This window comes from Janthinobacterium sp. DSP2-3-3 (genome assembly GCF_049897325.1).
Taxonomy (GTDB): Bacteria; Pseudomonadota; Gammaproteobacteria; order Burkholderiales; family Burkholderiaceae_D; genus Janthinobacterium.
This window is the reverse complement of record NZ_JAFCWA010000011.1, coordinates 18399-39091: the sequence shown is the minus strand read 5'-3', so window position 1 is coordinate 39091 and position 20693 is coordinate 18399. Positions and strand designations below refer to the sequence as shown.

Sequence of the window (20693 nt, the reverse complement as noted above, 5' to 3'; positions counted from 1 at the left end):
CAACTTACACGTCAATATTCCCCGCCCGTAGGGCATTATTCTCAATAAACGCGCGGCGTGGTTCCACGTCGTCGCCCATCAGCGTCGTGAAGATTTGATCCGCCGCAATGGCGTCTTCGATCTGTACCTTCAGCAGGCGGCGCACGGTCGGGTCCATCGTGGTTTCCCACAGCTGGGCCGGGTTCATTTCACCCAGACCTTTGTAGCGCTGTTTCGAGACCGTGCGTTCGGCTTCGTCGCGCAGCCATTGCATGGCTTGGTGGAAGTCGACCACGGCGATTTCTTTGATGCGCTCGCCTTCGCCGCGGCGCACGAAGGCGCCTTCGCCGATCAAGCCTTCGAAGGTGGCGGCGCCGCTGCTCAGCACGGCGTAATCGGGGCCTTGCACGAAGTCGGCGTCGATGGCCGTTACTTTGATGTTGCCGTGGTGCATGCGCTCGATGCGCAGCATGTGTTTTTCCGACAAGTCGTCGGAACGCACATGCACGCGCACGGCGCTGTCGTTGATGGCCGTCTGCAGGGCCAGGGCGGAGGTTTCCGCCAAGTCCAGGGTCGACAGGTCCAGCTGCACGCCCGTCATGATGGCCGTCAGGGCAGCGCGGTCGATGACGCGCGTCAGACGCGTCATGATGGTGTTCGACAGGTTGAACTTGCGCACCAGTTCCGTCAGCGTCTCGCCGGAAATGCCTTCAGCGCCTGTGCGCGGCACCAGCACGGCCGTGTTCAGCGCCACCGTCATCATGTAGCTGGCTTCTTCGGCGTCATCTTTCAGATAGCGCTCGTCGCGGCCGGCTTTCACCTTGTACAGCGGCGGTTGCGCGATATAGATGTGGCCGCGTTCGACCAGTTGCGGCATCTGGCGGTAGAACAGGGTCAGCAGCAGGGTACGGATGTGGGCGCCGTCGACGTCCGCATCGGTCATGATGATGATGCGGTGGTAGCGCAGTTTTTCGACGTTGAATTCGTCCGGTCCGATCGAGGTGCCAAGCGTGGCGATCAGGGTGGTGATCTGCTCGGACGACAGCATTTTCTCGAAACGGGCTTTTTCCACGTTCAGTACCTTACCGCGCAGCGGCAAAATCGCCTGGAACTTGCGGTCGCGCCCCTGTTTTGCCGAGCCACCTGCCGAGTCACCCTCGACGATGTACAGTTCACACAGGGCGGGGTCTTTTTCCTGGCAGTCGGCCAGCTTGGCCGACAGGCCCAGGCCGTCCATGATGCCTTTGCGGCGCGTCAAGTCGCGGGCCTTGCGGGCCGCTTCACGCGCGCGCGCTGCTTCGACGATCTTGCCGCAAATGATCTTGGCGTCGTTCGGTTTTTCTTGCAGGTAATCGGCCAGGGTCTTGGCGACGATCTCTTCGACGGGGCCGCGCACTTCGCTCGATACCAGCTTGTCTTTCGTCTGCGACGAGAATTTCGGTTCCGGCACTTTCACGGACAGCACGCAGGTCAAGCCTTCGCGCATGTCGTCGCCGCTGATTTCCACTTTCGCCTTCTTGGCGAACTCGTGTTCATCGATATATTTGTTGATCACGCGCGTCATCGCCGCGCGCAAGCCCGTCAAGTGGGTGCCGCCGTCGCGTTGCGGGATGTTATTCGTAAAGCACAGCACTTGTTCATTGTAGGCATCGTTCCACTGCATCGACACGTCGACCGAGATGTTCGTGCCCTGGTCCGACAGGCGCTCGCCCGTGGCCTGGAAAATGGTCGGGTGCAAGACAGACTTGGCCTTGTTGATGTACTCGACGAAGCCGCGCGTGCCGCCTTCGAAGGCGAAGATTTCTTCCTTGCCTGTGCGCTGGTCGGACAATTTGATCTTGACGCCATTGTTCAGGAAGGACAGTTCGCGGATGCGCTTGGCCAGGATTTCGTAGTGGAATTCCACGTGCGTGAAAATCTCTTCATCGGCCCAGAAATGCACGTCGGTGCCGCGCTTGTCCGTGTCGCCGATGACCTTGATCGGCGAGGTGGCGATGTCGCCCACCATGACGATCTGGCGATCTTGCGGCACGCCGCGCACGAATTCCATGTGATGCACTTTGCCATCGCGGCGGATGGTCAGTTTCAGCAATTTCGACAGGCCATTGACGCAGGACACGCCCACGCCGTGCAAACCGCCCGAGACTTTATACGAGTTCTGGTCGAACTTGCCGCCCGCGTGCAACTCGGTCATGACGATTTCCGCCGCCGAACGCTTCGGATCGTGCTTGTCGTCCATTTTCAGGCCGGTCGGCACGCCGCGGCCATTGTCGGTGATTGAGATCGAATTGTCGCTGTGGATGGTGACGTGGATGTCCGTGCAGTGGCCGGCCAGCGATTCATCAATAGAGTTGTCCAGCACTTCGAATACCAGATGGTGCAAGCCGGTGCCGTCCGAGGTGTCGCCAATGTACATGCCCGGGCGTTTGCGCACGGCTTCCAGGCCTTCCAGGATCTGGATGGAGGAGGCGCCGTATTCTTCCGTTTTGGCCTGGATCGGGGTGTCTTGTGGATTCTCGGACATGGACTGCTTTCTCAAATAACGATTGCTGATTGCGGGACCTGACCCTGTTGGATCAGACCCCAGTTTTGCATTGGGTTACGCTTAAATCCGCATCGGCATGACGACATACTTGAAGTCGGCATTGTCCGGGATGGAGATCAGGGCGGACGAGTTCGAGTCGCCCAGCGCGATGTTGACGTATTCGCATTTCAGGTTGTTCAGCACGTCCAGCAGGTACGTCACGTTGAAGCCGATGTCGACTGAATCGCCGCCGTAGTCGATTTCCAGCTCTTCGACGGCTTCTTCCTGGTCCGCATTGGTCGAGCTGATCTTCATGCTGCCCGGGGTGATGATGCAGCGCACGCCCTTGAACTTGTCGCTGGTCATGATGGCGGCACGTTGCAGCGAGCGCAGCAGTTCATCGCGGCCGATGGTGAAGTCGTTTTTGTAGCCTTTTGGAATCACGCGCGTGTAATCGGGGAACTTGCCTTCCACCAGCTTCGAGATCAGCTCGATGTCGGCAAAGGTCAGTTTCACCTGGTTCGCGGCGATGTCCAGCTGCACCGGCTCATCGTTCTCTTCCAGCAGGCGCTGCAGTTCGATGATGGTCTTGCGCGGAATAATCACTTCCTGGCGCGCAAACGTCTGCTCGGTGGCGACCTGGCAAAACGCCAGGCGGTGGCCGTCGGTGGCCACGGCGATGACATGATTGCCATCCAGAACCAGCAGCAAGCCGTTCAGGTAATAGCGGATGTCTTGCTGCGCCATCGAGAAATGCACCATGTTGAACAGGTGCTTCAGCGTTTTCTGCGGCAGGGTGACGGAGGCGTTGTAGCTTTCCGCTTGTTGCACGGTTGGAAACTCTTCTGCCGCCAGGGTTTGCAGGGCGAAGCGCGACTTGCCCGTTTGCACGGTCAGGCGCTTGTTCAGCAGGGTCATCGTGACGTCGCCCGATTCGGGCAGCGCGCGCAAAATGTCCAGCAGCTTGCGCGCGGCCACGGTGGTGCCCGTGACGTCCGCGCCGGAGCCGATTTCCGCGTGCGTGGTGATCTGCACTTCGGTGTCGGTCGACAGGAAGGAGACATTTTCACCGTCTTTGCGGATGAGGATATTGGCCAGAATCGGCATAGTGTGCCGACGCTCGACAATACCGCTCACGATCTGCAGTGGCCGGAGAAGGGTATCTCGGGTGGTTTTGACCAATTGCATATTTATCCTCAATGTATAGGTTGAACAGTACGACGTTTAACGTATTAATTTAACAATTGTCGCCATAGGGAGCCCCGATAGACCGGCTGCGGTGCCCTCCCAGATAATAAGGGTAAAGCACGTTTTGAGCCAGTCTTGCCAAATGGTGCTTAGCCCTTCAAGGTTTGCTCCAGCACATGCAATTCGTGGTTGCATTCCGGGTTCTTGGTGCGATCCAGTGCGATCTTGCGCACGGCATGCAGCACCGTGGTGTGGTCGCGGCCGCCGAACAGCTCGCCGATTTCCGGCAGGCTCTTCTGTGTCAATTCCTTGGCCAGGTACATGGCAATCTGGCGCGGTCGGGCGATATTCGCGGGCCGGCGCTTCGAATACATGTCGGCAACCTTGATATTGAAGAAGTCGGCCACCGTTTTCTGGATGTTTTCCACGGAAATCTGGCGGTTCTGCACCGACAGCAAGTCCTTCAGGGCTTCCTTGACGATATCAATCGTGATGTCCTTGCCATGGAAACGCGAGTACGCCAGGATTTTGCGCAGCGCGCCTTCGAGCTCGCGCACGTTCGAGCGCAAGTGCTTGGCGACAAAGAAGGCCACGTCGTCCGAGAAGGTCACGCCTTCCTGCTTGGCTTTTTTCAGCAAAATCGCCACGCGCATTTCCAGTTCCGGCGGTTCGATGGCCACCGTCAGGCCCGAGTCGAAGCGCGAGATCAGGCGGTCGTCCATGCCCGTGATTTCCTTCGGATACGTATCCGAGGTGATGATGATCTGTTTCTTCGCAGCAATTAATGCCTCGAACGCATAGAAAAACTCTTCCTGCGTGCGGCTCTTGCCGCCAAAGAATTGAATATCATCGATCAGCAGCATGTCGAGCGAGTGATAATAGTGCTTGAAGTCGTCGAAACCCTTGCGCTGGTAAGCGGTCACTACGTCTCGAACATACTGTTCTGCGTGGATGTAGCGAATCTTCGCGCCCGGATTGTCGGCCATCACCTGGTTGCCGATAGCGTGGATCAAGTGGGTCTTGCCCAGGCCGACGCCGCCGTAAAAGAACAGCGGGTTATACGACACGCCCGGATTGTTCGCTACCTGGATGGCGGCGGCGCGCGCCAGCTGGTTGGCCTTACCCGTTACAAAACTGTCGAAGGTCAGGTCGGTGTTGATGCGACTCTGCTCGCGGCGCGGCGCGGCGCCGATGCTCAGTTCCGGCACGCTCGGCTGCGGCTCCGCGGCGCGCGCGCTGGGCGCGCCGCCATTCGGATCGCTGGCCGGGGTGCTGGTAGTGACGGGCTTCTTCGGCAGGGCCAGACGCGGGTCGAGCACGAACTGCACTTCCGTGGGCGCTTCGAAGTACTGAATGGCCAGCGCAGTGATGCGGCTGGCGAACTGGGTCTTGACCCAATCGAGCTTGAAGCGATTGGGCGCAGCAATGCGCAGCTTGCCCTCTTCGTAATCGAGAGGGATAAGCGGTTTGATCCACGCACTGAATTGTTGCGGTGTCAGCTCCAGTTCCAACTGCGCGGAACAGGCCTGCCAGAAATTATCCATGTATGTCTATGTGAAAAGGTGTGGGAGGGCGTATCGATTCTGCCCTGCGTTCACCGTGTTGCAAGGCCGGCGTCGCGCGAGGGCTCGCCACACGTAACGCGCTATTCTACTCCCGACTGCCAAAGTTATCCACAGGCACGGCTGTTATTTTTCTGTGCCAGGGTGGGGCGCCGTGTGTATAAGAGGCGACTTATCCCCCGGTTATCCCGTGACAGTCAGTGCTGGCGCGGGGTGTGGCGGGGGCTTGCCGGCAGACGGGGTCCGGCGCGCAAATTTCCGGGCGATCACGGCAATCCTTGACAAGAGGGGGGCATATGCTGAATAATTCAGGGTTCCCCGCCCGTATTCCGTGTTTATTCATTTGGAACGACAATATGGACTAAGCGTGGATTAAGCGGGCGATGAGATTGGCCAGCTTGTGCCTTGGCATAAGTGCGCGATTGTCATTGGCACCAAAAACTGACGGGACGTCAGACCCGATTTTGCATTTTTTTTGTTTTTAGCGAGACCAACATGAAACGTACTTACCAACCTTCCGTCGTTCGTCGCAAGCGTACGCACGGCTTCCGCGCTCGTATGGCTACCCGTGGTGGCCGTGATGTGCTCAACGCACGTCGCGCAAAGGGCCGCAAACGTCTGGCCGTATAGGCTTGTCGTTGACAGCTGATCGCGTGGCTAGCTGTACTCCAGTCGGCAATCAACGCGAAGGTTCACACGACTTCGCGCGCGTTCGGCGTATCGTTAAAACGGATGAATTTTCATCCGTTTTTCGTTTGCGCCCTTCGCAAAAAACAGCGCATTTTGTGCTGTACACCCGACACAATCAATTGCCGCATGCGCGGCTGGGCGTCGTTGTGGCGAAGCGTTTCGCACCGCGCGCGGCGACCCGCAACACGATCAAGCGCGTCACGCGCGAGCTGTTTCGCAACAGCGCGATGCCGCCGGTCGACTGCGTGGTGCGTTTGTCGCGCGCCGTCAACAGCAAGGATGGCCCGGCCACCACGACCCGGCTCAAAGCCGAGCTGCGTGAAGAATTGAGCCGCCTGTTTGCGGCGCAAATCGCCGCCCAGGCCCGTTCTGTTGCTGCGCCACCACCGTCAGCGCCATGAAAACCCTGTTGCTGTTCCTGCTGCGCGCTTATCAGTTGCTGATCAGCCCCATGTTGGGACAGAATTGCCGTTTCTATCCGAGCTGTTCGCATTACGCGATGGAAGCGCTGCGCGTGCACGGCGCCGCCAAAGGCAGCCTGCTGGCTGCCAAACGCGTGTGTCGTTGCCACCCCTGGAATGAAGGGGGTGTCGACCCGGTGCCGCCGGCCGATGCTAAACAATCTTCAACGACCGCTTGCGGTTGCAACCACTCCTGACAAATACCCTAATGGATATCAATAAACGTACCATCCTGTGGATCGTGTTTTCCGTCTCGCTGGTAATTCTCTGGAACGAATGGATGATCTCGAACGGCAAGCCGTCGATGTTCTCCGCGAACACGGAACAAACCGCCAAGGCGCCAGCGACCCCTGCCAAGACGGATGCCCTGGCTGCCGCGGCTGCGGCAGGCGTGCCTGCCCTGCCGGGTGAGGCTGTCGATTCCGCCGCGTTCAAGCGCGAAGTGATTACCATCACCACCGACGTCATCAAGGTCGATATCGACACCCTGGGCGGCCAGGTCAAGCGTCTGGAATTGCTGAAATTCAAGGGCGCGGGCAATCCGGGCTGGTTTGGCGGCTGCTTCGGCCTGTTCAAATGGTGCCAGCCTGACGATGGCAAGCAAAACGAAGTGTTGTTCGACGAAGGCGCGAACCATACTTACCTGGCGCAATCGGGCCTGGTCGGCGGTCCATTCCCTACCCACGCGAGCGGTTTCACCGTGCAGCCTGGCGTGCGTACCCTGGCCGATGGCAAGCAGATTCAACTGGTGATGGAAGCGGTCGAAGGCGGCGTCAAGCTGACCAAGACGTTCACTTTCAAACGTGGCGACTACGTCATCGACGTGCGCCATGACGTGGCCAACGTGGGTGCCGCGCCTGTCACGCCACAGCTGTATCTGCAACTGACGCATGACGGCAACAAGCCGGTTGGCGACTCGTTCTTCAACAGCAGCTTCACGGGTCCGACCCTGTACACGCCGCAAGACAAGTATCAGAAGCTGACGTTCGAGAAAATCGAAAAAGCGGCTGTGGAAGACGAGAAGAAGGGCAACGACAACGCCATGAAGGGCCTGCACCCTGCCACGGCGAATGGCGGCTGGTTTGCGATTTCGCAGCACTTCTTTGTATCCGCCTTTGTGCCGCCTGAAAATGCCAAGCGCGATATCTTCACCAAGAAGGTCGGCCCCAACCTGTACGCCATCGGCAACGTGCTGCCACTGCCTACCCTGGCGCCCGGCGCCACGGCCAGCATGGACAGCAAACTGTATTCGGGTCCGCAAATTGCGCACCTGCTCGAACCGGTCTCGCCTGGCCTGGAACTGGTCAAGGATTATGGCTGGCTGACCATCATCGCCAAGCCGATGTTCTGGGTCATGGAACAGATCCACAGCGTGCTGGGCAACTGGGGCTGGACCATCATTGCCTTCACGATCCTGATCAAGCTGGCGTTCTTCCCGCTGTCGGCCGCCGGCTACCGCAGCATGGCCAAGATGAAACTGGTCACGCCGAAGATGCAAGCCATCCGCGAACGCTACAAAGGCGATCCGCAAAAGATGAACCAGGCCACGATGGAGCTGTACAAGACGGAAAAGATCAATCCGCTGGGCGGCTGCCTGCCGATCCTGATCCAGATGCCCGTGTTTATTGCCCTGTACTGGGTGCTGAACGCGTCCGTGGAAATCCGCGGCGCGCCATGGATAGGCTGGATCACCGATTTGGCCCAGCATGACCCATGGTGCATCTTGCCCGTGCTGTACGCGATCTCGATGTACATCACGACCAAGCTGAACCCGGCTCCGGCCGATCCGATGCAAGCGAAGATGATGCTGTTCATGCCACTGGCATTCTCGGTAATGTTCTTCTTCTTCCCGTCGGGCTTGGTACTTTACTGGGTCGTCAACAACGTCCTGTCGATCGGCCAGCAATGGGTGATCACCAAGAAATACGCGGTCGCCGCCAAGTAATTCCGGCCAGCGAACAGAAAGCCCGCCTCGCGCGGGCTTTTTTTATGCGGCTCAGTTCCGCGCCCTGCGAATAATCTACAATAACCCCATGAAACTCGACTCTTCCCCTATCGCCGCCATCGCCACCGCACCCGGACGCGGCGGCATCGGCGTGGTACGCGCCTCCGGCAAAAACCTCGCTCCCCTGATGACGGCCCTGTTCGGCGCGCAGCAGCTGAAACCGCGCCATGCCACTTATCTGCCATTTACGGAAAACGATGGCAGCATTATCGACCAGGGCATCGCCATCCATTTCAAGGGCCCGCATTCCTACACGGGCGAAGACGTGCTGGAATTGCAGGGCCACGGCGGCCCTGTGGTGCTTCAATTATTATTGGCGCGCGTGCTGGAAGCGGGCAAGGACAGCGGCTTGCGCCTGGCCGAACCCGGTGAATTCACGCGCCGCGCGTTCTTGAATGACAAGCTTGACCTGGCGCAAGCCGAAGCCGTGGCCGACCTGATCGACGCGTCCACGGAAGCGGCGGCCAAGTCCGCCTCGCAATCGCTGTCGGGCGCGTTTTCCAACACCATCCACGCGCTGGTGGAGCAGGTGACGGGCTTGCGCATGCTGGTCGAGGCAACGCTGGATTTCCCGGAAGAAGAGATCGATTTCCTGGAAAAATCGAATGCGCGCGGTCAATTGAAAGCCGTCATCGAAGCCTTGAATAAAGTGTTTGCCCAGGCGGCGCAGGGCGCGCTGCTGCGCGAAGGTCTGAATGTCGTGCTGGCCGGCCAGCCCAACGTCGGTAAATCGTCGTTGCTGAACGCGCTGGCGGGCGCCGATGTAGCGATCGTCACGCCGATCGCCGGCACCACGCGCGACAAGGTCAGCGAAACCATCCAGATCGAAGGCATTCCGCTCAACATCATCGACACGGCCGGCATCCGCAGCGCCGGCGACACCATCGACGCCGTCGAGCGCATCGGCATCGAACGCACCTGGGGTGAAATCGGCAAGGCCGACGTGATCCTGCATCTGCTCGACGCCGACCATGGTCCCACCCTGGCCGATGAAACCATCGTTGCCGCGTTCCCCGAAGGCGTGCCCGTGGTGCGCGTGTGGAACAAGATCGATTTGTCCGGCCACAAGCCCGGCGTCGACAGCTTGCCGGACGCCACGCACGTCTACCTGTCGGCGCACGAGCACATCGGTATCGATTTGCTGCGCGCCGAGCTGCTGCGCATCGCCGGCTGGCAGCAGACGGGCGAATCGCTGTACCTGGCGCGCGAACGCCATTTGATCGCGCTCAAGTCGGCCGGCAAGCATTTGAACATCGCTGCCGCGCACGCGGCGCAGGATGACCAGTCGCTGGACCTGTTCGCCGAAGAGCTGCGCCTGGCGCAGGTGCAACTGTCGAGCATCACGGGCGAATTTTCGCCTGACGATTTGCTGGGCGTGATCTTCAGCCGTTTCTGTATCGGCAAGTAAGAGGACATGATGAAAAGACTGCTCGCTTGCGTGCTGTGCTGTCTGCCCTTGCTGGCGATGGCCGAGGAAAAACTGCCGCGCGACGTGGCGCAATTCATTGAGCATGCGCAAATGTGCGAGCACTTTGCCGGCGAATGGGATGAGCACGACAAGGCGCGCCAGCGCGAAATCACGCAAGCCATCGAGCAATCGTGCGGCCAGGCGCAACGCCAGTGGAAACGGCTGTCCGCCAAGTATGCGCGACAGCCGACGCTGCAAAAAATCATTGCCGAGAATGCCAATGACGCGGTGCGCAGTTTCCGGAAATAGCGGCTGCCCTGGTCTGTGGCTGCTCAGCTCTTCTTGCGCTTGGCCTGTTCTTCCCTGAATTGATGGAACATCTCGATATGCTCGGCGCGGCGCAGCACGCGTGAGTGCGGGTCGAGTGTGTAAGTGGCGCCAGCCGGCAGGGGCAGTTCACCAAAGCCCAGCGACATGGAAACGGTATGGATTTCCTTGCCGATACGCACTTCCACTGGCATCGGAAAGGCGATGTCGGCAGGAGTCTTCCATAGCAGGCGCAAGGTGTCGCCGTCACGCACGGCGGACAGCTCTGGCAGCGCGGCCTGGTACAGATAGGCCTGGAAAAACCAGTCGTAATTGCTGCCCGTGACTTTGTTGACGATGGCCATGAATTCCTTGGTGCTGCCATAGCGCGGGTGGAAGTGGCCCGGCTGCGGCTGTTCCGTGCCGTACACGAGCAGGCGCACGGCGCGGAAGAAGGCCTCGTCGCCAATCAGGCCGCGCAAGGTGTGCAGCACCAGCGCCCCTTTCACATAAATGTCGCCGCCCGGCCCGCCCTTTTTCAAATCGTAGACCTCTTCCTCGCTTTTCGGCTTACCCGAGACCATGGGCGCTTTGTTGACGATGCCGGCACGCATTTGCTGCAGCGAAGCAAAGTATTCCTGATCGCCGCGCAGATATTGCATGTACAGCGGTTGCATATACGTGCCGAAGCCTTCGTGCAGCCACATATCGTCCCAGTTGCTGTTGGTTAGCTGGTTGCCGAACCATTCATGCGCAAATTCATGCTGCAGCAGTTCATCGTAGCCGTAGCTGGTCCTGGCGAATTTGTTGCCATAGGCATTGATGGTCTGATGTTCCATGCCCTTGTGCGGGGTTTCGGCAATGCCGACTTTTTCGTCGCCGAACGGGTAGGGGCCGATGGTGCTTTCAAAAAAATCTAGCATGGGCGGCAATTCCGCGAACAGGGCACTTGCCTTGGCCTCGCTTTCCGGCAGGTACCAGAACTGCAGGGGGATGCGGTTGCCGTAGCGGCTCGCATACTCGCCCTGCAGGCTGCGGTAGGGCGCCACGTTCAGGGCGATGCCATAGGTGCTCGGATGCTTGGCACGCCAGTGCCAGGTGCGCCAACCATCGGCCTCATCCATGCCCAGCGCGATGCCGTTGCCAGCCGCCACCAGCGGCGCCGGCACCTGGATGTGCTGGTCGATCAGCTGGGCCTTGCCCATCGGGTGGTCGATGCAGGGCCAGAACAGGTCGCAGCCTTCGCCTTGCACGGCGCTGGCGATCCATGGCGCGCCAGCGGCCGTGCTCGACCACACCATGCCGCCATCCCACGGCGCTTTCACGGCGACGTGCGGCGCGCCGTGGTAGACGATGCGGATGGTGGTACGCGCACCTGCCGCGACGGTGGCCGGCAAGGTCATGCTCAGGCGCCCGTCCGGGTTGGCATAGTCTTGCGGTCGCAGCGCCTTGCCGTCGACTTCGATGGTATCGACCGGCAGGTTGCTGTCCAGGTCCAGCGCGAAGCGCGAGATCGCTTGGGTCGCCAGGAAGGTCAGGCGCGCATCGCCGGTGATGCTGCGGCTGGCCGGGTCGATGCGCAGGGTCAGGTCGGCGTGTTCGAATACCACTGCCAGTTGTTCCGGCGTGCGTTCGGCACCCGAATTGAGGGTGTAGGCGGTGGGCGCGCGCGTGGCGCAGGCGCTGAGCAGCAAGCAGGAGAGCAGTAGAGGGATAGGTTTCATGGCGAACGCGCAAGTGAACGGAACACGGATTGTAGTGTTAAGTGACAACGTTGTCGTTCGGAAATTTCAGCGTGCCGTTGGGGCAAGCGTGGCCGCCGTTGAGAAATGTCATGGGCTGCAAACTGCGCTGACGTAATCTTGCTGAGCGGCCTTGAAGTGCCGCTAGGAAAGGAAGCGCCATGGACAGCAAACAGCCGGATGTCGTGGAATGCGAGGATGAGGTAGTGGCGCGACCACTGCCCGCCATGCCGGAATTGATCGCCTCCTTGCCGCCCAAAGGCGCGTGCTGGTACTGCGACAAGCCGCTCGATGCCGTGCGCCGTTTCTGTTGCAAGAGTTGTTGCGTGGCGTATGCGGAAGAGGCGCAGTACAGCAGCTGAGCGCTAGCGGCGCCGCAGCAGCGCCGCCAGCGCGCCGTCGAAGTCGAACTCATGCGCAGCGGCAGCCACTTCCTGGTAGACGTGCACGCCCAGGCTGGCGGCCAGCAGGCTGGCCGAGTTTTCCAGGATGTCGATGGCCGCGCCATCGCCTTCGCGCAGATGGCTGGCCAGGCGCGCCAGCAGCAACTGGATGGCGGGGGCGGCTGGATCGGGCGCGACGTCCTGCGCCGCCGTATGGGTCGCTTCCGGCGTGCCCAGCATGCTGCTGACCGCACCGAGCAATTGATCTTGCGCCAGTTCCAGTTGCAGCATCTGCTGGGCCAGATCGGGCGCCTGTGCACGCAGTGCCGACTCCAATGTTGCCGACAGGCCATGCACGTGGTGCGCACCGATCATGCCGGCGGCGCCCTTCAGGGTATGCGCCTTCAGGCGCGCGCAGGCATAGTTGCCGGCGTCGAATTCGGCGCGGATCTGGCACGGCGTGGTGCTGTGGTCATGCAGGAAGCGGCGCAGGATTTTCAGGTACAGGATGCGGTCGCCCATGATGCGGCCCAGTCCGTTCTCGACGTCGAGAATACGAACCATGTTGGATGCCGCGACGGCGGCATCATCATCGCAAGTGGCGTGTGGTTTCAGCATGCTGTGCAGAGAGCCCCAAAACTTGTCACTGTCAGTAAAGCAGGAAGCACTATTTTACATCCTGTCGTCCTCAATACCGCGCCCGCTTGCCATGCGATGCCAGGCTAGCGTGTGCTGAATGACCAGTTGTACGTGATGTCCGCGCCATTGACTTTGCCAATGAAACTCACGTCATAGCTGGTGTTCGCGCTCAAGGGTGCCAGCGGAATGATGGATGCGGCCGAGACCGGCGTATGCACATCGCTGCCGCTGGTCAGCAGGCGCACCGTCAAGTCCGTACCGGCACCGCGCTGGCGCACGCTGAACGCCGTCACGCTGACGCTGGTGCCGTAGTTGGCATGCACGCTGATCGGGTAGCCGACCACGTCCTGGTTCGGCACGGGATCGGGCGCTTCGTTATCGCTGGAAAAACTGACGGCCACCTTTTGCTGTCCGCCAAAGGGATAGGTGACGATTTGCGCCGCCGTCAGCCCGGGGCCATAGTTACGGTTGCCTGCCAGGTCGGTGGTGAAATACGCGTAGCCGGCGCCACTGACGGCCGCCCCCGCGCCACCTTCCTTGAAGAGCGGCTCGAAAATGACGAAGCGGTGATAGATGGCCGTGACCAGTTCTTCGGCCAGGTAAAAGCCGGACGTGTTGCTCGCGCCGGCGATGACTTCGCCCTGCAGCGACGTGACGACGTAGCCGGCCTTGGCCAGGCGGTCGCCCAGTTTGACGCCGGTAAAGCCGGGCTTGCCCAGCACTTGTTCGTGCGCCACCGTACTGTTGAGATTGAGATAGCTGGAATGGCCCAGGGCGGCGCTGTCGATTAAGCCACTGCGCGCCAGTGGCGACAGCCCGACCTGGCTGCGCCGGTAGTTGAACCAGTTGAAGCCATCGGTAGCAATATTGTTGCTGAGGACGGGAGCGCCCGGTTCCTGTACTAGCTGCCCGGCCGGAGTTGAGGTGGTTTGCGCAGCATTGCGGCTGTCGCTGCCGCCTCCGCCACAGGCGCTCAACAGGGCTGCGCTCAGCAGGGCGGGTATCCAGTGTTTCCAACGCAGTGACGAGACAATCAAGTTGACTCCTGTATAGGTAGGCGGACAGAGATGGGGGCCGGTGTGCTGCCCTGTGAAACGATTCTAAGGCATTTTGATCTGTCGTAGAGCATCCATGAAAAGATATGCCGCCCGCTCGTGCGCAGACGGTGCCGTGGCTGCACAGGGTAGAATGAGCGTAGCGCAGCGTTTGCAGCTGCATTGCCTCATTCCCGCTACTTTGATTGCCCATAATTTGAACACATTGCCCAAGTCGCGCCTGCAGCGCGCCAAGTACGCCTTGCCCAGCATGGTGACTTTGCTGTCGATAGCCTGCGGCTTTGCCAGCATCGTCATTTCCGTCGATAACGCCGCGGTGGGCGACGCGGATGCCTATCGCCTGGCTGCGGCGCTGCTGGTGCTCGCCGGGGTGTTTGATGCGCTTGACGGCTATGTGGCCCGGCTGACGAACACCAGTTCGCAGTTCGGCGTACAGCTCGATTCCATTGCCGACGTGATGAATTTCGGCTGCGCCCCGGCCGTCTTGTTGTACTGCTACGGCTTTGTGCAGATGGGCGTGCACGATCCGCTGCTGCTGCGCTTTGGCGGCATGGCCAGCTTCTTCTTTGTTGCTTGCGGCGCCATGCGCCTGGCGCGCTTCAATGTGAATGTCGGGCGTACCGACCCGCTGTATTTTGTCGGCATGCCGATCACGGCCGGTGCCGCCTGTGTGGCGGCCGTGGTGGTGGCCTGGCCGGCGCCCATCGATTCCATGCTGCACAGCTATCTGCTGATGTTGCTGCTGGTGGGCGTGGGCAGCCTGATGGTGTCGACCTTGCGTTTCCCCAGCTCCAAGCAAAAGAAAAGCCTGGCCGCGCTGCTGGTGCTGATCGTTGCCGTCGCCCTGTTGGTGTGGCTGAAGACCAGCTTCTTCGCGCTGTTCTTCGCCGTCTACATCGCCGCCACCCTGGCGCTGAACCTGGCCTGGTATCTGGGCTGGCGCGGCATTGCGCTGCCGCAGGTATTCAACGACCCCGACGAGATAGACTAGGCGACCTCGTGTCCGCGCGCGGCGCGCAGGATGGCGAACCAGTCACTGCGGCTGAGTGTGAATTGCGTACCTTCCACGGCCACGCCCACGGCTTCGATGCGGCCCGAGCCCGTCAGCGGCAGCGGGCGGCATGGCAATTGCATGATCCAGGCAAACACCACGCTGGCAAACGGGCGCTGCAGCTGGTCGGCGATCTGCTTGATGACATTGCGCAAGTTCTCCACATTCGCATCGCCACCCTGGAACAGCCTGCCGCCGGCCAGCGGCGACCAGATCATCGGCGCCACCCCCACATCCTGCAAGCCGTCGAAGGTTTCGTCGAACAGGGGCGCCACGTGCAGCGGAGAAAACTCCACCTGGTTTGTTGTCAGCGGGAAACGTCGGTGCAGGCACTCGAACTGGTGGCGGCTGAAGTTCGACACGCCGAAATGCAGCACCTTGCCATCTTTCTTCAATTGGGTAAACGCGCCGGCGATCTCGTCGAAATCCATCAGCGGATCGGGACGGTGGATCAGCAGCAAGTCCAGGCGGTCCGTGTGCAACTGGCGCAAGGTGTGTTCCACGGAACTGGTGATGTGCGCCGCGCTCGTGTCGTAATGCTGAATGGCGTGTCCGGGACGGTGCGGCGAGAGCAGCTTGATGCCGCACTTGCTGACCAGCTCCATCTTGTCGCGCAAACCCGGTTGCAGGGCCAGCGCTTCGCCAAACAGGCCTTCGGCGCTGTAGTCGCCATAGATATCGGCGTGGTCGAAACTCGATACGCCCAACGCCAGGCATTGCTCGATGAAGGCCAGGCGTTGTTGCGCTGTCATATTCCATTCGCCGATGCGCCACATGCCGGCGACGATGCGCGACAGTTCGGGGCCGTTGCTGCTTAAACGGCTGCGCGGTGCTTGCAGGCTGGCGGAAAATACATGGCTCATGGGCTGGCTTTCTGGTGGTGGTGAAGAAGTATTCGCCACGATTATATCCAGTGCTACAGCATGCTGCGGATAAAGCGGCAGCAACGTTCCTGCAGCGCAAGGTCGAGCTGGCCGCCCAGTTGCATTTGGTACACCAGTGCCGATTGCAGCATGAAGGCAAATAAACGCAGGTCGAGGTCGGCGCGCACGCCGATGTTCACCAGGCGCTGTACCACCAGGCTGATCCATGGCGCGACGATCTGCTCGCGAAAGCGCAGCTGCGCCGCCGCATCGTTGTGGATCAGCACCAATAAATCGCAGGTAAAGCGGCCATCGGCGTTCAGGTTGTCGAAGATACGCGCGCAGATCGCCTCGATTTCCTGGCCGTCCGGCATGTCGAGCGCGCGCTGCAGCTTTTCCGCCGTGCGCTTGACGAGCGCGTCGAGCAGCATGTCTTCGCGTCGCGGCCAGCGCCGGTATATCGTCTGGCGTCCCACGCCAGCCGCATCGGCCACCATCTGTATCGTCACCGTTTCCAGTCCATGTTGCCTAACCAGCATGACGATCGCTTCGAGCACCGCATCTTCCACACCCGCCTTGCGCGGACGTCCACGCGGCGCTGCTGCATTTTTAATCACCTTGAACCTGTCTCTGAATATTTATTTTAATTATGGTACGATGTGCACCGTAAATGCAAAGCAACTGCTTGTCAATCACCTTGATCAATTAACCGGCAAGTGGATGCGCCGCGCCGCGCCGCGATACCCCTCAGTCATCTCTACGTGAAATCTGCAATATCAGCGGCGCTTGCCCGCATTTTCTTTCTGACTCCCACATCCATCACTGTGGCGGCTCGCGCCGCCTGAGGAAAACCTATGAAAATCATCGGGATTTCGCCCCATCGGCGTAACTTCTTGCGCAAGGCCGTCGGCGCCGCGCCTGCCGTGGCCTTGCTGGCCGGTGCCGGCGGCGGCCTGGCCATGGCCGTCTCCAAGGACCAGCCTGCCTACAAACCGCGCTTCTTCGACGCCACCGAATGGGCCACCCTGAGCGCACTGGTCGATCGCTTGATTCCCGCCGACGCCGAAGGGCCGGGCGCGCTGGAATCGGGTGTGCATGAATTCATCGACTCGCAGATGAACACGCCTTACGCGTATGGCGCGCTGTGGTACATGCAGGGGCCGTTCGTGCCCTCGATCGAACAATTCGGCTACCAGTTCCACATGGCGCCGCGCGCGCTGTACAAGAGCGCCCTGGCCGGCGTGAACACGGCCGTCAACAAGCAGTCGGGCAAGCCTTTCGTGCAGTTGAACGCGGCCGAGCGCGATGCCGTCATCACGCAATTGCAAAAGGGTACCCTGGACATCGGCGAGGTGCCATCGAAGATCTTCTTCAACCAGCTGCTGCAAAATACGCGCGAAGGCTACTTTTGCGACCCCGTACACGGTGGCAACAAAGACATGCTGGCCTGGAAGATGGTGGGTTTCCCCGGCGCGCGCGCCGACTACATGGATTGGGTGGAACAGTACGGGAAAAAATACCCGCTTCCTCCCGTGTCGATTGCCTGAGCCTGTAACCGTAACTTTGTTGTACCAGATCAAAGAAAAAGAAAAACCATCATGAGTGATATCAAAGCAGATTTGAAAATGCAGCCTGTCGATGCCGTGATTGTCGGCTTCGGCTGGACCGGCGCCATCATGGCCAAGGAATTGACGGAAGCGGGCCTGAATGTGGTCGCGCTGGAACGCGGCGAGTACCGCGACACCTATCCGGACGGCGCCTATCCGAAGACCCTCGACGAGCTGACCTACATCCAGCGCAGCAAGCTGTTCCAGGATATGTCGAAGAGCACGTTCACCTTCCGCCACAGCATCACCGGCGTGGCCGTGCCGTACCGCCAGATCGGCGCCTTCAAACCCGGCACGGGCGTGGGCGGTGCGGGCTTGCACTGGTCGGGCATGCACTGGCGCGTCTTGCCGGAAGAGCTGCAAATCCGCAGCCACTACGAACGCCGCTATGGCAAGAAATTCATCCCCGAAGGCATGACGATCCAGGATTTTGGTGTGACTTACGCCGAACTGGAGCCGCACTTCGATTTCGTCGAGAAAGTGTTTGGCACCTCGGGCCAGGCGTATAAAGTCAATGGCATCGTCGTCGGCGACGGCAATGTGTTCGAGGGCGACCGCTCCGACAATTACGCGCTGGCGCCGCAAAAAGTGCCGTACACGGCCGAGCTGTTCCGCCGCGCGGCCAAGGCCGTCGGCTACCACCCGTTTGTCAATGCCTCATCGAACGCCTCCGGCCCGTACACGAATCCGTATGGCTGCCAGATGGGACCGTGCAACTTCTGCGGTTTCTGCTCCGGCTACGCCTGCTACAACTATTCCAAGGCCTCGCCCAACGTCAACATCATGCCGGCCCTGCGCATGGTGGCGAACTTTACATTGCGCGCCAATTGCAATGTCGTGCGCATCAACCTCGACAGTAGTAAAAAACGCGCAACGGGCGTGACCTATATCAATGCGGATGGCCAGGCCGTCGAGCAGCCGGCCGACCTGGTCATCGCCAGCGCCTTTGCCTACAATAATGCGCATCTGTTCTTGCTGTCGGGCATCGGCAAGCCATACGATCCCGTCAGCAATGAAGGCGTGGTGGGGCGCAATATCGCTTACCAGATGATGTCCACCATCCAGACTTTCTTCAAGGAAGACACGAACACCAACCCCTTCATCGGCGCCGGCGGCACCGGGGTCGCGCTCGATGACTGGAATGGCGACAACTTCGACCATGGCCCGCTGGGCTTTGTGGGCGGCTCGCCCGCCTGGTGCAACCCGGCCGGCTCGAAGCCGATCTCGGGCATTGCCACGCCGGATGGCACGCCCGCTTGGGGTTCGGCCTGGAAAAAGGCTGTCAAGAAGAGCTACCTGAACACGGTGTCCTTCGATTGCCATGGCGCCAACATGACTTACCGCGACTGCTATGTCGACCTCGACCCGACCTACACGGACAAGTATGGCCAGCAATTGCTGCGTTTTACCTTCGACTGGAAGGAAAACGACATCAAGATGAGCCGTTTCGTTACCGACAAGATGATGAAGGTGGCCGAAGCCATGAATCCGGAAGCTATCAAAGTCTCCGTCAAGAGCGTGGGCGACCACCTCGATTTGCGCAATTACCAGACCACCCACTGGGCGGGCGGTACGGCCATGGGCGCGGACCGCAAGACCAGCGTCGTCAACCGCTACCTGCAAAGCTGGGACGTGCACAACGTGTTTGCCGTCGGTTCCAGCGTGTTCCCGGTCGGCATCGGCTACAACCCGACGGGCCTCGCCTGTGCGCTGACCTACTGGTCGGCCAAAGCCATCCGCGAGCAATACCTGAAAGATCCCCGTCCCCTGGTCGCTTGATAAAGAACAAGAAGATGAACAACACATTCACCACTACCGTGGGCGCGCTGCTGCTGGCGCTCGCCGCCAGTACTCCCAGCACCGCCTGGTCCGCCAGCGCGGTTAGCACCGCTACCACCGCCACCGTCCCGAACGCCCAGCTGATACGCCAGGGCGAATACCTGGCCCGCGCCGGCGACTGTATCGCCTGCCATACGGCCGGCACGAAAGGTCAGCCGTTCGCGGGCGGCCTGGGCATGGAAACGCCGATCGGCAAGGTGTATTCCACCAACATTACGCCAGATAAAAAGGCCGGCATCGGCGACTGGAGTTTTGCCGATTTCGATAAGCTGATGCGCACTGGCGTGACGAAACATGGCTACACCGTCTATCCGGCCATGCCCTATCCATCGTATTCGCGCTTGAGCGAGGCCGACATGCAAGCTTTGTACGCCTACTTCATGCATGGCGTGAAGGCGGACCCGACGCCAAACAAGGCGGCCGATATTCCGTGGCCGCTGTCGATGCGTTTTCCTTTGACCATCTGGCGCTGGGCCTTTGCGCCCACGCCGCAGCCTTACCAGGCTCCGGCCACGGGCGATGCGCAATTGCTGCGCGGCGCCTACCTGGTACAGGGCCTGGGTCACTGCGGCGCCTGCCATACGGCGCGCGGCGTGGGCATGCAGGAAAAATCGCTGACGGACGTGGGAAATACCACCTTCCTGGCGGGCGGTGGCGTGATCGACGGCTGGTCCGTGCCCTCCTTGCGCAATGAGCATGGCGGCGGCTTGGCGCGCTGGAGCGCGGCCGAGATCGCCGAATTCCTGAAAACGGGTCGTAACAGCCATACGGCCTCGTTCGGCGCCATGAACGACGTGGTGGCCCATTCCATGCAGCACATGACGGATGGCGACCTGGCGGCGATGGCGAAATACCTGAAGTCATTGCCGCCATCGAACCCGGCCACGTCGGCGTTTGTCGCTGATGACAAGCTGGGCAAGCAATTGTTCCGCGGTATCGTCAATTCCAAGGGCGCACAGTTGTACCTGGACCGCTGCGCCGGTTGCCACCGATCCGACGGCAAGGGCTACGACAAGGCTTTCCCTGCGCTGGCCGGCAATGCCGTGCTGCAGACGAGCGATCCCACGTCGGCCATTAATATCGTGCTGTCGGGCGGCGCCGTGCCGGCCACGCGCATGGCGCCGTCGGCGCTGACGATGGCGCCGTATGCCGACATCTTCAACGATGAGCAGACTGCGCAGGTGGTGACTTTCATCCAGACCAGCTGGGGCAACCGCGGCGCACCCGTGACGGCGGCGCAGGTGGCCAAGGTGCGCAAGGTGGCCGTGCCGGTGGCAGCATCGCAGACGGAAGCGACGTTTGCGGCAGGCCGCCACGGCACCTTCCCGCCCGTGGCGCGTCAGCCGCACCTGAAGGATGCGCCGCTGAAGTAATTTGACGTAGCGCAAGAC

The 20693-nt window shown here is 60.6% G+C and carries 19 protein-coding genes; 11 read left to right on the top strand and 8 right to left on the bottom strand.

The window, feature by feature from the left end:
* Positions 1 to 4: 4 nt before the first annotated feature.
* The 3 genes from gyrB to dnaA form a co-directional block, all read right to left on the bottom strand.
* Positions 5 to 2503, bottom strand: coding sequence for a DNA topoisomerase (ATP-hydrolyzing) subunit B (gene gyrB / locus ACP7DE_RS20800; RefSeq protein ID WP_426073867.1), 2499 nt, complete (start codon positions 2501 to 2503; stop codon positions 5 to 7).
* Between the two features lie 81 nt (positions 2504 to 2584).
* Complete coding sequence (gene dnaN, locus ACP7DE_RS20795; RefSeq protein ID WP_086147318.1) at positions 2585 to 3691, bottom strand: DNA polymerase III subunit beta; 1107 nt, start codon at positions 3689 to 3691, stop codon at positions 2585 to 2587.
* 149 nt (positions 3692 to 3840) lie between these two features.
* Positions 3841 to 5235, bottom strand: a complete 1395-nt coding sequence (dnaA, locus tag ACP7DE_RS20790; protein ID WP_230523232.1) for a chromosomal replication initiator protein DnaA — start codon at positions 5233 to 5235, stop codon at positions 3841 to 3843.
* Between the two features lie 513 nt (positions 5236 to 5748).
* On the opposite strand from dnaA, the gene rpmH reads away from it, so the two are divergent.
* From rpmH to ACP7DE_RS20760, 6 genes are all read left to right on the top strand, one after another.
* Positions 5749 to 5883, top strand: a complete 135-nt coding sequence (gene rpmH, locus ACP7DE_RS20785; protein WP_010401996.1) for a 50S ribosomal protein L34 — start codon at positions 5749 to 5751, stop codon at positions 5881 to 5883.
* A 23-nt stretch (positions 5884 to 5906) separates the two neighbouring features.
* Positions 5907 to 6344, top strand: a complete 438-nt coding sequence (gene rnpA / locus ACP7DE_RS20780; RefSeq protein ID WP_071653349.1) for a ribonuclease P protein component — start codon at positions 5907 to 5909, stop codon at positions 6342 to 6344.
* Positions 6341 to 6601, top strand: a complete 261-nt coding sequence (gene yidD, locus ACP7DE_RS20775; protein ID WP_102123285.1) for a membrane protein insertion efficiency factor YidD — start codon at positions 6341 to 6343, stop codon at positions 6599 to 6601. The genes rnpA and yidD overlap by 4 nt, the downstream gene beginning before the upstream one ends.
* 11 nt (positions 6602 to 6612) lie before the next feature.
* A complete protein-coding gene (yidC, locus tag ACP7DE_RS20770; RefSeq protein WP_426073866.1) occupies positions 6613 to 8349 on the top strand; it encodes a membrane protein insertase YidC in 1737 nt (578 codons plus the stop codon).
* An 88-nt stretch (positions 8350 to 8437) separates the two neighbouring features.
* Positions 8438 to 9817 carry a tRNA uridine-5-carboxymethylaminomethyl(34) synthesis GTPase MnmE gene (gene mnmE, locus ACP7DE_RS20765; protein WP_426073865.1) on the top strand — a complete coding sequence of 460 codons (1380 nt, stop codon included), beginning with the start codon at positions 8438 to 8440 and terminating at the stop codon, positions 9815 to 9817.
* A 6-nt stretch (positions 9818 to 9823) separates the two neighbouring features.
* On the top strand, positions 9824 to 10126 hold the full coding sequence (locus ACP7DE_RS20760; RefSeq protein ID WP_426073863.1) for a hypothetical protein: 303 nt from the start codon (positions 9824 to 9826) through the stop codon (positions 10124 to 10126).
* A gap of 23 nt (positions 10127 to 10149) precedes the next feature.
* Here the strand turns inward: ACP7DE_RS20760 and ACP7DE_RS20755 are convergent, their stop codons facing one another.
* Entirely contained in the window at positions 10150 to 11847 is a 1698-nt protein-coding gene (locus ACP7DE_RS20755) for a M1 family metallopeptidase (protein WP_426073862.1), read from the bottom strand.
* A 179-nt stretch (positions 11848 to 12026) separates the two neighbouring features.
* Here ACP7DE_RS20755 and ACP7DE_RS20750 point away from each other — a divergent pair, with 179 nt between their 5' ends.
* Complete coding sequence (locus ACP7DE_RS20750) at positions 12027 to 12227, top strand: hypothetical protein (protein ID WP_426073861.1); 201 nt, start codon at positions 12027 to 12029, stop codon at positions 12225 to 12227.
* 3 nt (positions 12228 to 12230) lie between these two features.
* On the opposite strand, the gene ACP7DE_RS20745 is transcribed toward ACP7DE_RS20750, so the two are convergent.
* Both ACP7DE_RS20745 and ACP7DE_RS20740 read right to left on the bottom strand, forming a co-directional pair.
* Positions 12231 to 12812, bottom strand: coding sequence for an Hpt domain-containing protein (locus ACP7DE_RS20745; protein ID WP_426073860.1), 582 nt, complete (start codon positions 12810 to 12812; stop codon positions 12231 to 12233).
* Between the two features lie 158 nt (positions 12813 to 12970).
* Positions 12971 to 13924: a CAP domain-containing protein gene (locus ACP7DE_RS20740; protein WP_426073859.1), complete on the bottom strand. Its 954-nt coding sequence runs from the start codon at positions 13922 to 13924 to the stop codon at positions 12971 to 12973.
* 238 nt (positions 13925 to 14162) lie between these two features.
* Here ACP7DE_RS20740 and pssA point away from each other — a divergent pair, with 238 nt between their 5' ends.
* Positions 14163 to 14933, top strand: a complete 771-nt coding sequence (gene pssA, locus ACP7DE_RS20735) for a CDP-diacylglycerol--serine O-phosphatidyltransferase (protein WP_426074001.1) — start codon at positions 14163 to 14165, stop codon at positions 14931 to 14933.
* Here the strand turns inward: pssA and ACP7DE_RS20730 are convergent.
* Both ACP7DE_RS20730 and ACP7DE_RS20725 read right to left on the bottom strand, forming a co-directional pair.
* Positions 14930 to 15856, bottom strand: a complete 927-nt coding sequence (locus tag ACP7DE_RS20730) for an aldo/keto reductase (protein WP_426073858.1) — start codon at positions 15854 to 15856, stop codon at positions 14930 to 14932. The genes pssA and ACP7DE_RS20730 overlap by 4 nt on opposite strands.
* 53 nt (positions 15857 to 15909) lie before the next feature.
* Positions 15910 to 16473, bottom strand: a complete 564-nt coding sequence (locus tag ACP7DE_RS20725; protein ID WP_426073857.1) for a TetR/AcrR family transcriptional regulator — start codon at positions 16471 to 16473, stop codon at positions 15910 to 15912.
* A gap of 237 nt (positions 16474 to 16710) precedes the next feature.
* On the opposite strand from ACP7DE_RS20725, the gene ACP7DE_RS20720 reads away from it, so the two are divergent.
* Genes ACP7DE_RS20720 through ACP7DE_RS20710 form a run of 3 tightly spaced genes read left to right on the top strand, consistent with a single transcriptional unit; the run spans position 16711 to position 20675 of the window.
* The gene (locus ACP7DE_RS20720) at positions 16711 to 17403 is read left to right on the top strand and encodes a gluconate 2-dehydrogenase subunit 3 family protein (protein ID WP_426073856.1); all 693 of its coding nucleotides are present in this window, start codon (positions 16711 to 16713) and stop codon (positions 17401 to 17403) included.
* A 51-nt stretch (positions 17404 to 17454) separates the two neighbouring features.
* On the top strand, positions 17455 to 19242 hold the full coding sequence (locus tag ACP7DE_RS20715) for a GMC family oxidoreductase (protein ID WP_426073855.1): 1788 nt from the start codon (positions 17455 to 17457) through the stop codon (positions 19240 to 19242).
* Between the two features lie 14 nt (positions 19243 to 19256).
* Positions 19257 to 20675 carry a cytochrome c gene (locus ACP7DE_RS20710; protein ID WP_426073854.1) on the top strand — a complete coding sequence of 473 codons (1419 nt, stop codon included), beginning with the start codon at positions 19257 to 19259 and terminating at the stop codon, positions 20673 to 20675.
* Positions 20676 to 20693: the final 18 nt, after the last annotated feature.

Bases quoted from the DNA above. Each gene is read 5' to 3' on its own strand.
- ACP7DE_RS20710 (WP_426073854.1), top strand. From the start codon at position 19,257: ATGAACAACACATTCACCACTACCGTGGGCGCGCTGCTGCTGGCGCTC.
- ACP7DE_RS20755 (WP_426073862.1), bottom strand. From the start codon at position 11,847: ATGAAACCTATCCCTCTACTGCTCTCCTGCTTGCTGCTCAGCGCCTGC.
- ACP7DE_RS20745 (WP_426073860.1), bottom strand. From the start codon at position 12,812: ATGGTTCGTATTCTCGACGTCGAGAACGGACTGGGCCGCATCATGGGC.
- rpmH (WP_010401996.1), top strand. From the start codon at position 5,749: ATGAAACGTACTTACCAACCTTCCGTCGTTCGTCGCAAGCGTACGCAC.
- dnaA (WP_230523232.1), bottom strand. From the start codon at position 5,235: ATGGATAATTTCTGGCAGGCCTGTTCCGCGCAGTTGGAACTGGAGCTG.
- ACP7DE_RS20750 (WP_426073861.1), top strand. From the start codon at position 12,027: ATGGACAGCAAACAGCCGGATGTCGTGGAATGCGAGGATGAGGTAGTG.
- yidD (WP_102123285.1), top strand. From the start codon at position 6,341: ATGAAAACCCTGTTGCTGTTCCTGCTGCGCGCTTATCAGTTGCTGATC.
- ACP7DE_RS20730 (WP_426073858.1), bottom strand. From the start codon at position 15,856: ATGAGCCATGTATTTTCCGCCAGCCTGCAAGCACCGCGCAGCCGTTTA.
- yidC (WP_426073866.1), top strand. From the start codon at position 6,613: ATGGATATCAATAAACGTACCATCCTGTGGATCGTGTTTTCCGTCTCG.
- ACP7DE_RS20715 (WP_426073855.1), top strand. From the start codon at position 17,455: ATGAGTGATATCAAAGCAGATTTGAAAATGCAGCCTGTCGATGCCGTG.
- gyrB (WP_426073867.1), bottom strand. From the start codon at position 2,503: ATGTCCGAGAATCCACAAGACACCCCGATCCAGGCCAAAACGGAAGAA.
- ACP7DE_RS20720 (WP_426073856.1), top strand. From the start codon at position 16,711: ATGAAAATCATCGGGATTTCGCCCCATCGGCGTAACTTCTTGCGCAAG.
- dnaN (WP_086147318.1), bottom strand. From the start codon at position 3,691: ATGCAATTGGTCAAAACCACCCGAGATACCCTTCTCCGGCCACTGCAG.
- ACP7DE_RS20760 (WP_426073863.1), top strand. From the start codon at position 9,824: ATGATGAAAAGACTGCTCGCTTGCGTGCTGTGCTGTCTGCCCTTGCTG.
- mnmE (WP_426073865.1), top strand. From the start codon at position 8,438: ATGAAACTCGACTCTTCCCCTATCGCCGCCATCGCCACCGCACCCGGA.